Annotated in this window: 10 protein-coding genes; 5 read left to right on the top strand and 5 right to left on the bottom strand. The window is 74.8% G+C overall.

Annotation, left to right across the window (positions count from 1 at the left end; all coding sequences use genetic code 11):
- Positions 1–201 precede the first annotated feature (201 nt).
- Positions 202–420 (top strand): DUF6458 family protein, encoded by a 219-nt coding sequence (locus tag AB0K43_RS18615; RefSeq protein WP_363640964.1) that lies wholly within the window; start codon positions 202–204, stop codon positions 418–420.
- 52 nt (positions 421–472) lie between these two features.
- Here AB0K43_RS18615 and AB0K43_RS18610 read toward each other — a convergent pair whose 3' ends face one another.
- The 4 genes from AB0K43_RS18610 to hrcA all read right to left on the bottom strand — a co-directional run bounded on the left by AB0K43_RS18610 (position 473) and on the right by hrcA (position 7,026).
- A complete protein-coding gene (locus AB0K43_RS18610; RefSeq protein WP_363640962.1) occupies positions 473–3,742 on the bottom strand; it encodes a PDZ domain-containing protein in 3,270 nt (1,089 codons plus the stop codon).
- Between the two features lie 106 nt (positions 3,743–3,848).
- Positions 3,849–4,598: a 16S rRNA (uracil(1498)-N(3))-methyltransferase gene (locus AB0K43_RS18605; protein ID WP_363640960.1), complete on the bottom strand. Its 750-nt coding sequence runs from the start codon at positions 4,596–4,598 to the stop codon at positions 3,849–3,851.
- 133 nt (positions 4,599–4,731) lie between these two features.
- Entirely contained in the window at positions 4,732–5,874 is a 1,143-nt protein-coding gene (gene dnaJ, locus AB0K43_RS18600) for a molecular chaperone DnaJ (RefSeq protein WP_363640959.1), read from the bottom strand.
- Positions 5,875–5,946: 72 nt separating this feature from the next.
- Positions 5,947–7,026 (bottom strand): heat-inducible transcriptional repressor HrcA, encoded by a 1,080-nt coding sequence (gene hrcA, locus AB0K43_RS18595; protein WP_363640957.1) that lies wholly within the window; start codon positions 7,024–7,026, stop codon positions 5,947–5,949.
- A 231-nt stretch (positions 7,027–7,257) separates the two neighbouring features.
- Between hrcA and htpX the strand changes: the two genes are divergently transcribed.
- The 4 genes from htpX (at position 7,258) to AB0K43_RS18575 (ending at position 11,347) form a co-directional block, all read left to right on the top strand.
- On the top strand, positions 7,258–8,178 hold the full coding sequence (htpX, locus tag AB0K43_RS18590) for a zinc metalloprotease HtpX (protein ID WP_363640955.1): 921 nt from the start codon (positions 7,258–7,260) through the stop codon (positions 8,176–8,178).
- A gap of 70 nt (positions 8,179–8,248) precedes the next feature.
- Positions 8,249–8,833, top strand: coding sequence for a hypothetical protein (locus AB0K43_RS18585; protein ID WP_363640953.1), 585 nt, complete (start codon positions 8,249–8,251; stop codon positions 8,831–8,833).
- Positions 8,834–8,924: 91 nt separating this feature from the next.
- Complete coding sequence (locus tag AB0K43_RS18580; protein ID WP_363640951.1) at positions 8,925–9,773, top strand: DUF3097 domain-containing protein; 849 nt, start codon at positions 8,925–8,927, stop codon at positions 9,771–9,773.
- 116 nt (positions 9,774–9,889) lie between these two features.
- Positions 9,890–11,347: a hypothetical protein gene (locus AB0K43_RS18575; protein WP_363640949.1), complete on the top strand. Its 1,458-nt coding sequence runs from the start codon at positions 9,890–9,892 to the stop codon at positions 11,345–11,347.
- Positions 11,348–11,386: 39 nt separating this feature from the next.
- On the opposite strand, the gene hemW is transcribed toward AB0K43_RS18575, so the two are convergent.
- A complete protein-coding gene (gene hemW / locus AB0K43_RS18570) occupies positions 11,387–12,616 on the bottom strand; it encodes a radical SAM family heme chaperone HemW (RefSeq protein WP_363640947.1) in 1,230 nt (409 codons plus the stop codon).
- Between the last annotated feature and the right edge of the window lie 32 nt (positions 12,617–12,648).

The raw sequence follows: 12,648 nt of genomic DNA, 5'->3' as shown, positions 1-12,648 counted from the left end.
CCTCTTCCGGTCCGGGTACGTGGTTCGTTCGCGCTCTGACCCACGGCGTGTACCCCGACCATGCCGAACCGACCCCGCCCACACACACCCTTCACAGCTTCCGGCCCCCACGGGCACGCCCGCACACCCGCATGCCGGCGCCGGGCCGGGGTAGGCGAGGGCCGGTCCGAACGGGCCGAACCACGGTAGGAGGTCGGCACCATGGGAATCGGTGGTTGCGTCATCGTGCTCGCACTCGGGGCGATCCTCGCCTTCGCCGTCGACTGGCACATCTCGGGGGTGAACCTGCACCTGGCAGGCGTGATCCTGATGCTGGCCGGGCTGATCGGCCTGATCGCCTACGTCCGGGTGCTGCGCCGCCGCCGCCTCGGCGGCCTGCGCGGCGCGGAGGTGGTGGAGGAGCGGCGGTACGTCGACTGAGCGCGGACGGCCCGGCGGCGGGCGGCCGGATCGGCCGCCCGCCCCGTGCGCCCTACAGCTCGGGCAGCGGCGGCGCCGCCTTCGCCGGTGCGTCGGCCAGCGCGGCGAGCGCGATCCGCACGCCCTCGGCGAGCTGCGGGTCGAGGTCCGCGGCCCACTGGTGCGGGGCGATCGGCACCTCGACGTCCGGGTCGACCCCGTGGTTCTCCACCCCCCAGCCGTAACCCTCCAGCCAGTAGGCGTACTTGGGCTGGGTCACGCCCGTGCCGTCGACCAGCGCGTACTTGCTGTCGATCCCGATCACCCCGCCCCAGGTCCGGGTGCCGACCACCGGGCCGATCGCCAGCGCCTGGATGGCGGCGTTGACGATGTCGCCGTCCGAGCCGGAGAACTCGTCGGCCAGCGCCACCACCGGGCCGCGCGGGGCGTCGTCCGGGTAGGAGGTCGGGTTGGCCAGGTCGCGGGCCCGGGCCCAGCCGACGATCCGCCGGTTGAGCTTCTCGATGATCAGCTGCGAGGTGTGGCCGCCCCGGTTCTCCCGCAGGTCGACCACCACGCCCTCCTTGGCCACCTCCACCCGCAGGTCGCGGTGCAGCTGCGCCCAGCCGGCGCTGACCATGTCCGGGATGTGCAGGTAGCCGAGGCGGCCGCCGGACAGCTCCCGGGTGGCGGCCCGGCGGCCGGCCACCCAGTCGTGGTAGCGCAGCGCCTCCTCGTCGGCCAGCGGCACCACCACCGGGTGCCGCTCGCCGGTGCCGTCCTTGGCCGTCACGGTCAGCTCCACCGGCTGCCCCGCGGTGCCCGCCAGCAGCGGGGCCGGCCCGGTCACCGGGTCCACCGGGCGGCCGTTCACCGCCACGATCGCATCGCCCGGCCGCAGCGCCGCACCGGGTGCGGCCAGCGGGGAGCGCGCCCGAGGGTCCGAGGACTCGCCCGGCAGGATCCTGGCGATCCGCCAGAGATCGCCGTCCCGCACCAGGTCCGCGCCGAGCAGCCCCTGCCGGCGGGCCTCCTCGGTGCCCCGGCCGCGGGCCCGGACGTACGCGTGCGAGGTGCCGAGCTCGCCGACCGTCTCCCAGAGCAGGTCGACCAGGTCGTCGTAGGTGCCGACCTTCTCGACCAGCGGGCGGTAGCGCGCCAGCACGCCCGTCCAGTCGACGCCGTTCATGTCGGCGCGCCAGTAGTTGTCGCGCATCAGCCGGCCGTTCTCGTCGAACATCTGCCGCCACTCGGCGGCCGGGTCGACGGTGACCCGGACCCGGGCGAGGTCGACCTCCAGGTCGTCGTCCTCCCCCGCCTTGCTCTCCGCCGGGAGCACCCGCAGCCGGCCCTCGTCCAGCACCACCAGCCGGCTGCCGTCGCCGCTGACGGCGTAGGAGTCCACCCCGGCGACGAGCTCCTCGGCCCGGCGCCTGGTGAAGTCGAACCGCTCCAGGGCGGGCCGCGGGTGGCTGTCCTCCAGCGAGGCCGCGATGTCGCCCAGCTCGCCGAGCAGCGGCAGCCTGGTCCAGAGCACCCCTTCCTTGGTGGCGTGCAGGCTGCCGAACTGGCCGCCCTCGACCGGGAACGGGATGATCCGGTCGGCGATGCCCTCCAGGTCGACCCGGGTCACCGGGGGCTTCTCCTCGCCCTTGCCCGCGGCCTCGGTGGACTCCGTGGACTCGGCGGCCCGGCCCTCCTCGCCGGCCTTCGCCGGCTCCTGCGACTCGCCGCCCGCCGGCCGGCCGGCCCGCTGCGGGCCGAAGGGTGACGGGGTGTCGGCCGCCAGCGTGAGCAGGTAGGGCCGGGCCCCGGTCGGGAACGACAGGTCGAAGACGTACGAGTCGTAGACCGGGTCGAAGTTGCGGACCGAGAGGAAGGCCAGGTGCTTGCCGTCCGCCGTGAAGGCCGGCGAGTAGTCCGTGAACCGCTGCGGGGTCGCCGCCGCGACGGTGCGGTCCGCCAGGTCGGCCAGCATGATCTGGCGCAGGCTCCACGGGCCCAGGGTCGGCTGGGACCAGGCCAGCCAGCCCGAGTCCGGGCTGAACACCAGGCCGCTGACCTCGCCGTCACCGCTGCGCACCAGCTCGTGCACGGCGCCGTCGGCGAGCTCGACCAGCAGCAGCCGGCCGTCGTGCGCGGCGACCGCCAGCCGGCCGCCGTCCGGCGCGACCGCCAGGTCCAGCACCCGGCCGAGCTGCCCGGCCGCGAACCGGCGGCGCTCGGCGCCCAGCACGGCGGGGGCGTACTCGATCGCGTCCTCGCCCTCGGCGTCGGTCACCCAGACCACGCCCTGCGCGCCGTCCTTGCCCGGGACCACCCTGGCCAGCCGGGCCCGGGTACCGGGGGTCTGCTCCAGCACCCGGGCCGGCCCCTCGCGGTGCGTCAGCCAGTGCACGCTGCCGCGCACCACCACGGCGCTGGCCCGGCCGGTGCGGTCCGGCGCCACCGTCTCCAACTGCCCGGCGGCCGGGGTGGGGTGGGGCTGGCGGTCGGTCCGCGGACCGGCCGGGCGGACGTCCAGGCGGCGCGGCTCGGCACCGTCCAGGTCGTCCAGCAGCCACAGGTCGCCGCCGCTGTGCCAGATCACCCGGGTGCCGTCGGTGGTGGCGTTGCGGGCGTAGAAGCCCGGTGCCTGGGCGCCGCCGGCACCGTGCCGGCGGAGGTCCGAGCCGTCCGGCAGGCTGGAGTACAGCTGCCCGACGCCCTCGTGGTCGGAGAGGAAGGCGACCCGGCCGCCCACCCAGAGCGGGGACTCGATGTTGCCGTCCAGGTCCGCGTGCAGCCGCCCGAACTCCTGGGCGCCGATCCAGAGTTTGCCCGCGGTGCCGCCCCGGTAGCGCTTCCACCAGGCCGGCTCCCGGCTGATCGCGGAGAGCAGCAGCACCCGGTCGCCCGCCGGCTCGTAGGCCAGCCCGCCCACCGGGCCGTACGGCAGCCGGGTCGGCTCGCCGCCGTCCAGCGGCAGGGCGAACGCCCAGGAGCGCCGGATGGTGGCCTGCCCCGCGGTGGTGGTCGCGACCGGCCGGCCGTCCGGCGTCCAGCCGCGCAGCGCCGTGAACGGGCTGCCCCAGTGGGTGAGCCGGCGCGCCGGACCGCCGTCGACGGGCGCGACGTGGATCTCCGGAGCGCCGTCCCGGGTGGAGGTCCAGGCGACCTGCCGGCCGTCGGGCGAGAACCGGGGCCGACTGACCGGGGTCTGATCGGCGGTCAGCCGCCAGGCCCGGCCGCCGTCGACCGGGGCCAGCCAGATGTCGTCCTCGGCGACGAAGGTGACGAGGTCGCCGTGCAGATGCGGGTGGCGCAGGTAGGCGCCCGTGGAGGTGCTCTCTGGTTCGGTCACGGCAGCCACCCTAGGCACGCCCCGACGGGGCGGCCAAGGGTTTCTTCGAGGGCGAAACGCCCGCGCCGCGGGCCGGGCCGCGCTAGGGCTAGGGCTAGGGCTAGGGCTAGGACCAACGGCCGGTGCGGCCGAGCAGCAGGGCGCCGGCGGCCACCCCCGCCGTGGAGGTGCGCAGCACCGAGCCGCCGAGGCGGTGGGGGCGGGCGCCGGCCTCGGCGAAGGCGGCGAGCTCCTCGGGGGCCACCCCGCCCTCCGGGCCGACCACGAGCACGATGTCCCCGGTGGCGGGCAGCTCGGCGGCGGCCAGCGGCTCGGCGCCCTCCTCGTGCAGCACCGCGGCGAGCGCGGCCTGCCCGAGCAGCGGGGCGAGCTGGCGGGTCGTCATCAGGTCCCGGACCTCGGGGAAGCGCAGCCGGCGGGACTGCTTGCCCGCCTCCCGGGCGGTGGCGCGCCACTTGGCCAGCGCCTTGGCGCCGCGCTCGCCCTTCCACTGGGTGATGCAGCGGGAGGCCGCCCAGGGGATCACCACGTCGACCCCGACCTCGGTCATGGTCTCCACCGCGAGCTCGCCCCGGTCGCCCTTGGGGAGCGCCTGCACCACCACGATCCGGGGGCTCGGCTCGGGCTCGCGGCGCACCTCGGTCACCGTGACGTCCAAGCCGTCCTTGCCCTGCACGGCGGACACCGTGCCGTCCGCCCCGAGGCCCAGCCCGTCCGCGAGCGTGACCGACTCGCCCACCGCCAGCCGCTTGACCGCGGCCGCGTGCCGGCCCTCGGGGCCGTCCAGCCGCACCACCGCTCCGGGGGCGACTGCGGCCAGCCTCGCGGCCTCGACGACGAACACGGGCGCGGTCATGGGACGAACCTCCGGTGGATCCACGGCGCCCGGGGCCCGGGGCGTGAGAGGGGCGGGACGCGTCGGTGGGTGGCACCGTCGGTTCGGACGGTGCCACCCACCCATCGAGCTCGGTACGGCGGCGGGCCAGGCCTCAGCGCCCGTTGAACGCGTCCTTCAGGCGGGAGAACAGCCCCTGCTGCCCCGGCGCGAAGTGGCCGGCCGGCCGCTCCTCGCCGCGCAGGACGGCGAGCCGCCGCAGCAGGTCCTCCTGCTCGGGGTCGAGCTTGGTGGGCGTCTGCACCTCGACATGCACTATCAGGTCGCCCCGGCCGCCCCCGCGCAGGTGCGTGATGCCGCGCCCGTGCAGCGGGATGGACTGGCCGGACTGGGTGCCGGGCCGGATGTCGACCTCCTCCAGCCCGTCCAGGGTCTGCAGCGGCACCTGGGTGCCGAGCGAGGCCGCCGTCATCGGGATGGTGACCGTGCAGTGCAGGTCGTCGCCGCGGCGCTGGAAGGTGGGGTGGGTGGACTCGGCGATCTCGACGTACAGGTCGCCGGCCGGGCCGCCGCCGGGGCCGACCTCGCCCTCGCCGGCCAGCTGGATCCGGGTGCCGTTGTCGACACCGGCCGGGATCTTGACGGTGAGGGTCCGGCGGGCGCGCACCCGGCCGTCGCCGGCGCACTCGGGGCACGGGGTCGGCACCACGGTGCCGAAGCCCTGGCACTGCGGGCAGGGCCGGGAGGTCATGACCTGGCCCAGGAAGGACCGGGTGACCTGGGAGACCTCGCCCTTGCCGCGGCACATGTCACAGGTCTGCGCGGAGGTGCCGGGGGCCGCGCCCTCGCCGCTGCAGGTGGTGCAGGTGACGGCGGTGTCGACCTGGAGTTCCTTGGTGGTGCCGAAAGCGGCCTCCTCCAGGGTGATCTCCAGGCGGATCATGGCGTCCTGGCCGCGCCGGGTGCGCGAGCGCGGTCCGCGCTGGCCGCCGGCGGCGCCGAAGAAGGCGTCCATGATGTCGGAGAAGCCGAACCCGGCCGCGCCGAAGCCGCCCGCGCCGCCGCCTCCGCCGCCGTTCGGCGACAGCGGGTCGCCACCGAGGTCGTAGACCTGCCGCTTAGCGGGGTCGGAGAGCACCTCGTAGGCGGCGTTGATCTCCTTGAACCGCTCCTGCGTCTTCGGGTCCGGGTTGACGTCCGGGTGCAGTTCGCGCGCGAGACGTCGGAACGCCTTCTTGATCTCGTCCTGACCCGCGTCACGTCGGACGCCGAGTACCGCGTAGTAGTCCGTGGCCACCAAATGCTCCGGTTTGTTCCGCCTCTAGAAGTGCTTGCGACTGCTGCGCGCCGGCCTGCGGCGCGTCGTGTCCTACGACTCGGCCAGGATCTGGCCGACGTACCGTGCCACCGCTCGCACCGCCCCCATTGTGCCCGGGTAATCCATCCGGGTCGGACCGATCACCCCGAGCTTTGCCACGCTCTGGTCGCCCGAACCGTAACCGACCGAGACCACCGAGGTGGAATTGAGCCCCTCGTAGGCGTTCTCGTGGCCGATCCGGACCGTCATCGCGGCGTCCGCGGTCTCACCCAGCAGGCGCAGCAGCACCACCTGCTCCTCCAGTGCCTCCAGCACCGGCTGGATGGTCAGCGGGAAGTCATGTCCGAAGCGGGTCAGGTTGGCGGTGCCCGCCAGCATGATCCGCTCCTCGTTCTGCTCGGCCAGCGTCTCGAACAGGGTGGCCAGCACCGTGCTGACGGTCGCCCGCTCGGCCGGCTCGAACGCGGCCGGGAGGTCCTCCAGCGCCACCGGCACCTCGGGCAGCGGCCGGCCGCCGGCCCGGGCGTTCAGCTTGGCCCGCAGGTCCGCCAGGACGGTGTCGCCGACCGCGCCCGGGCAGTCCACGAGCCGCTGCTCGACCCGGCCGGTGTTGGTGATCAGGACCAGCATCACCTTGGCCGGGGTCAGCTGGACCAGCTCGATGTGCCGGACGGTGGACCTGGTCAGCGAGGGGTACTGGACCACGGCGACCTGCCGGGTGAGCTGCGCCAGCAGCCGCACCGTACGGGCCACCACGTCGTCCAGGTCGACCGCGCCCTCCAGGAAGTGCCGGATCGCCCGGCGCTCGGGGCTGCTCATCGGCTTGACCTCGGCCAGCCGGTCGACGAACAGCCGGTACCCCTTGTCGGTGGGGATCCGGCCCGCGCTGGTGTGGGGCTGCTGGATGAAGCCCTCCTCCTCCAGCGCCGCCATGTCGTTGCGCACGGTGGCCGGCGAGACGCCCAGGCTGTGCCGCTCGACCAGGGCCTTGGAGCCGACCGGCTCCTCGGTGCCCACGTAGTCCTGGACGATCGCCCGCAGCACCGCCAGCCTGCGGTCGTCCAGCGGACGGCCGACGGGGCGGGTCTCCACCGCGCGGGCCGGTTCGACGGAACGGGGCTCGTCGACCATGGGCACGCACCTCCGTCTTCGTCCGTTGAGCTGTTGAGTGTCCGATATCTGGCACTCCGGCAGGCAGAGTGCCAGGACCTTACCAGCCAGTGTAAGGCCCTGCTCCGACGGCAGGAACGGGCCGCCCCGGTGATCCTTCCCGCATCGCCGGGGCGGCGCAGGCGATGTGTGGTGCTCGGGGCCGCCCCGAGTGGCAGCATCGGAGGCGAGCGCGAGAGCGAGGGAGTGGCGATGTCGACTTCAGGGCAGCACTCCCGGTTCGCCCCCGATCGGGGGCTGACCGGTCGGATGGTCACCACGATGTTCCTCATCGGCCTGGTCTACGTGGGCTTCACCGGGCTGCTGATCGTCCTGCTGCGCGGGGCCTGGCCGCTGATCGTCCTGATCTCCGGCGGGCTGTTCGTGGCCCAGTTCTGGTTCAGCGACAAGATCACCGAGCGGGCGATGGGCGCCCACGAGGTCACCGCCGAGCAGTACCCGCAGCTGCACGGCACCATCGACCGGCTCTGCGCGCTGGCCGACATGCCCAAACCCCGGGTGGCGGTGGCCGTCAACGACATGCCGAACGCCTTCGCCACCGGCCGCAAACCGGAGAAGTCCGTGGTGTGCGTCACCACCGGGCTGCTGCGCCGGCTGGATCCGGAGGAGCTGGAGGGCGTGCTCGCCCACGAGCTCTCGCACGTCGCGCACCGGGACGTGGCGGTGATGACCATCGCCGGCTTCCTCGGCGTGCTGGCCGGTGCGATGACCAGGATCGCCCTCTACGGCGGAATGATGGGCGGCAACCGCAACAGCAACGACAGCAACGCGGCCATCGCCATGATCATCATCCCGCTGGCCAGCATGGTGGTCTACGCGCTCAGCTTCCTGCTCACCCGGCTGCTCTCCCGCTACCGGGAGCTGGCCGCCGACCGGGCGGCCGCCCAGCTGACCGGCCGGCCGAGCGCGCTGGCCTCGGCGCTCACCAAGGTGACCGGGCAGATCGCCGCCATCCCCAGCAAGGACCTGCGCCAGGCGCAGCCGTACAACGCCTTCTACTTCGCCCCCGCGCTGAGCGCCCGGGACGCCGCCACCCAGCTGTTCTCCACCCACCCTTCGCTGGAGCAGCGGCTGGCCCAGCTGGCGAAGATCTCCGGCGAGCTCGGCCACTGAGACGCCGGCCCGCCGCGTATCGACCCACCGCCGTATCGACCGGCCGCCGTATCGACCCGAGGAGCTCGACGTGGGATTCCTGGACGCCCTGCTCGGCCGTAGCAAGCCGGTCAAGCCGGATCTCGACCAGCTGTTCGGCGTGCCCTCGGCGGCCCTGACCCTGGAGGCGGCCGCCGGGTTCCGGCCGACCGGCCTCGGTTCGGTCTGCTTCGCGGCGGTCGAGGGCGGCGCCTTCGCCGAGGTGGAGCGGCAGGTCCGGGCGCTGCTGGACGCCGACACCCCGAGCGGCGGCGTGCCGGTGGAGGCCTCGCAGGACGCCTACGGGTACTCCTGGCTGCTCGCCCGGCACTCGCCCGAGCAGCTCCCGGAGCTGGTGAACGACCTGCACGCGGTCAACAGCGAGCTGGAGGGCAACGGCTTCGGCCCGCAGTTGCTCTGCTCCCTGGTCGGCTTCCGAAACGAGGCCGGGCAGCCGCTGGCCCTGGTGTACCTGTACAAGCGCGGCGCCTTCTACCCGTTCGCCCCGATGCCGAGCGGCGGCGAGAAGCGCAACAGCCCGCTGGAGCTGCAGGTGCGGGCGATGCTCGGCAACGACCTGCGGCTGGAGCAGGACCTCAGCCGTTGGTTCCCGGTCTGGGGCGCGCCCGGGCTGTGAGCAACGCCCCGGCCGCGAGCACCCGGGCCGCGAGCACCCCGACCGGCCGGCCCGGAGGCTGACGGTCGGTCGGATTTCGTATAGTCCGGGCATGCGCAGCAGGCAGTACGGACCGGATCTGACCCCGCCGTGGAAGCGGCAGCAGCCCGCCCCCGAGGTGGCGGCCGAGCGCGACCTGGTGGTCGAGGAGGCCGGCACCGGCTTCTGCGGCGCGGTGGTGCGCTGCGAGAAGACCGCCGAGGGCGTGACGGTGACCCTGGAGGACCGCTTCGGCAAGCGGCGGGTGTTCCCGCTGACCCCGCGTGGCTTCCTGCTGGAGGGCCGGGTGGTGACGCTGGTACGGCCGAGCGGGCCGGCCCCCGCACGCGGGCCCGGGGTGACGGCCTCCGGCTCGGTCGCGGTGCCCGGCGCCCGGGCCCGGGTGGCCCGCGGGTCGCGGATCTACGTGGAGGGGCGGCACGACGCGGAGCTGGTCGAGCGGGTCTGGGGCGACGACCTGCGGATCGAGGGCGTGGTGGTGGAGTACCTGGAGGGGATCGACGACCTGCCGGCGATCGTCGCGGAGTTCGGGCCGGGCCCGGGCCGGCGCCTCGGCGTGCTGGTCGACCACCTGCTGCCGGGCACCAAGGAGCACCGGATCGCCGGCCGGGTGACCGGTGACTCGGTGCTGGTGGTGGGCCACCCGTACATCGACGTCTGGCAGGCCGTGAAACCGTCCAGCGTGGGCATCCCCGGCTGGCCCGAGGTGCCGCGCGGGGAGAGCTGGAAGGAGGGCGTCTGCCGCCGGCTCGGCTGGCCGGTGGACACCCCCGCGGCCTGGAAGCGGATCCTGGCCTCGGTGAACTCCTACCGCGACCTCGACCCGGCACTGCTCGGCCGGGTCGAGGAGCTGATCGACTTCGTGACGGCGGATCAGTCGACCGACCGCCCTTTGGCATGATTTCGACAAGCTGATAACCCGTCAGTAACATCACGCAGGCGGCCCCGCTTCCGGGGTCGCCTGCTTCCGGTGTTTCCGCGCGGCCCCGCTCTGCGCCGCGCGTCGAAGGGGATCCGTTGACCAACTCCATCCGTACGTTCCGGCTGCCCGCCCTTGCGCTGGCCGTCCTGCTCGGCGCCGCCGCCTGCGCCGGCCCGGCCGCGCGGCCGTCGGCGGACGCCGCGGCCGCCGCCACGCCCACCGCCCCGGCGCCGGCCGGGGCCACCCAGCAGGCCGCCGGCCAGGCCCTGGTGGTCACCGCCGCCCAGCCCGGTCCGCAGCGGACCGCCGTGGTGACCCCGAGCCCCTCGGGGCCCGCCGCGGCGCCGGCCGCCCGCAGTGTCCGGCTGGCCGCCTACGACCCGGCCACCGGCTCGGCCGTGCTGGCCGCCGACCCGGGGCCGGCCTCCCCCACCGCCACCGCGCCCACCGCGAGCAAGGGCGGGACGCCGACCCCGACCGCCCCGGCCACCGCGAGCCCGGCGCCCGAGCCGGTGCGGGCCGGCCAGCTCATCGCCAGCCCGCCGACACCCGCCGCGCCGCAGGGCGCCCTGCTCGCGGTCACCTCGGTGCAGCCGGGCACGGACGGCACGGTCCGCGCCGACACCCGCCCGGCCACCCTCCCCGAGCTGCTCGGCACCGCCGAGGCGGACGGCCGGGTCCCGGTGGATCCGCACGCCCTCTCGGTCAAGCCGCTGGTCAAGGACGTGAAGCTGTCCTTCGGCGCGAACGGCGGCGGGGCCACCGCGGACGCCTCCGGCACCCTTCAGCTGGATGTCCAGGCCCCGATCCCGCTGCCCGGCGGCGCCACCGCGCAGGCCTCGGGCTCGCTCCGGCTGCACCCCGCCGTGCACTTCGCCTACCACGGCGCCCGGGTCGGCGCCCCGCGGACGGCCTCGGTCGGCTTCGACCTGGACGCGCACGCCCAGTGGCGGGTGGAGGGCGAGCTGGCCAAGGGCACGGGCACGCCGGTGAAGGTCCCGCTCGCCGAGCTGCACGCCGACCCGGTGCTCACCGTCGCCGGCCTGCCGGTCGTGGTGAACCTGGGCCTGACCTGCTACCTGGAGATCAGCGCCGACGGCAAGGTCTCGGTGGCGGTGGAGCAGGAGTTCGACGGCTCCTGGCACGTCAACGCCGACTACGCGGGTGACCGCGGCTGGAGCCCGGTCACCGCGGCGGACGACACCAAGGTCTCACCGGTCCGGGCCCGGCTCGGCGGCAAGGCCGAGGTGCGCGCGGGCCTCGGCGCCCAGGTGAGCGTCGGACTGTACGGCGCCGTGGGCATCGAGGCCGTGGTCGAGCCGTACCTGCGGGCCACCGCCGAGGGCTCGGTCGCCTTCGACTCGGCCCACGGCCTCACCCAGGCCCAGGGCACGCTCGCCCTGTACGGCGGCGTCGACCTGACCGGTGCGCTGCTGGCCCACCTGAAGATCTTCGGCACCCCGGTGGTCGAGGGCCGGATCCCGCTGCCCGCCTTCCACCGCGAGTGGCCGCTGAAGACGCTGGCGGCCTCCGCCCCGCCCACCACGCGGTAGCACGCGGCCCGGGCCGCCGCCGGATCCGCCGGCGGCGGCTCAGTCCACCAGGTCCCGGACCACCCCGTCGGCCAGCAGCCGGCCGCGGAGAGTGAGCGCGGCCCGGCCGTCCGCATGGGCGGCCGGGTCCAGCAGGCCGTTTGCCAGCGCCCGGTCGGCGGCCCGCAGGCCGTCCGCGCTGAGCAGGGTGAGCGGGCAGCCGTCCACCAGCCGCAGTTCCAGCAGGATCCGCTCGACCCGGCGGTCCTCGCCGGCCAGCAGCTCGCGGCCGAGCGCCGGGGTGCGGCCCTCGGCGAGCGCCTGGGCGTACGCGGCGGGGTGCTTGGCGTTCCACCAGCGCACCCCGCCGACGTGGCTGTGCGCGCCGGGGCCGGCGCCCCACCAGTCGCCGCCGGTCCAGTACAGCTCGTTGTGCTTGCAGCGGCCGGCCTCGGTGGTGGCCCAGTTGGAGACCTCGTACCAGGAGTAGCCGGCCGCGGCGAGGGCTTCCTCGGCGATCAGGTAACGGTCGGCGTGCACATCGTCGTCGATCATCGGCAGCTCGCCGCGCTTGACCCGGGCGGCCAGCTTGGTGCCGTCCTCGACGATCAGCGAGTAGGCCGAGACGTGGTCGGGCCCGGCGCCGACGGCCGCCTCCAGCGAGGCCCGCCAGTCGTCGTCGGACTCGCCGGGGGTGCCGTAGATCAGGTCCAGGTTGACGTGGTCGAAGCCGGCCGCGCGCGCCTCGGCCACGCAGGCCTCCGGACGGCCCGGGGTGTGGTGCCGGTCGAGCAGCGCCAGCACGTGCGGGCGGGCGCTCTGCATCCCGAAGGAGATCCGGTTGAAGCCGCCCTCGCGCAGCTCGGCGAGGTACGCCGGGTCGACCGACTCCGGGTTGGCCTCGGTGGTGACCTCGGCGTCGGGGGCGAGCCCGAACTCCGTCCGGATCGCGCCCAGCATCTTCACCAGGTCGCGGGCGGGCAGCAGGGTCGGGGTGCCGCCGCCGAGGAAGACCGTGCGCACCGGCAGCTCGGCCTCGCCGAGCACCCGGCGGGCCAGGCGCACCTCGGCCACCAGGTTGTCGGCGTAGGTCTCCTGCGAGGCCACCGTGCCGGCCGAGCGCAGCTCGGTGGCGGTGTAGGTGTTGAAGTCGCAGTAGCCGCAGCGGGTGGCGCAGTACGGCACGTGCACGTAGAAGCCGAAGGGCCGCTCACCCAGCCCGGCCAGGGCGTGGGCGGGCAGGGAACCGTCGGACGGCACGGGTTCGCCGTCGGGGAGTGCGGAGGGCATTGGTCCATTGTCCCGCACGGCCCGGGCGGGGC

Source organism: Kitasatospora sp. NPDC049258, assembly GCF_040678895.1.
Lineage (GTDB): Bacteria > Actinomycetota > Actinomycetes > Streptomycetales > Streptomycetaceae > Kitasatospora.
Note: the sequence above shows the minus strand (reverse complement) of the source record. Positions and strands in the feature narration are given on the sequence as shown.

What these genes read in the sequence shown, in the direction of transcription:
- htpX (WP_363640955.1), top strand. Translation starts at nt 7,258, where the DNA reads ATGTCGACTTCAGGGCAGCACTCCCGGTTCGCCCCCGATCGGGGGCTG.
- AB0K43_RS18605 (WP_363640960.1), bottom strand. Translation starts at nt 4,598, where the DNA reads ATGACCGCGCCCGTGTTCGTCGTCGAGGCCGCGAGGCTGGCCGCAGTC.
- hemW (WP_363640947.1), bottom strand. Translation starts at nt 12,616, where the DNA reads ATGCCCTCCGCACTCCCCGACGGCGAACCCGTGCCGTCCGACGGTTCC.
- AB0K43_RS18580 (WP_363640951.1), top strand. Translation starts at nt 8,925, where the DNA reads ATGCGCAGCAGGCAGTACGGACCGGATCTGACCCCGCCGTGGAAGCGG.
- AB0K43_RS18615 (WP_363640964.1), top strand. Translation starts at nt 202, where the DNA reads ATGGGAATCGGTGGTTGCGTCATCGTGCTCGCACTCGGGGCGATCCTC.
- hrcA (WP_363640957.1), bottom strand. Translation starts at nt 7,026, where the DNA reads ATGGTCGACGAGCCCCGTTCCGTCGAACCGGCCCGCGCGGTGGAGACC.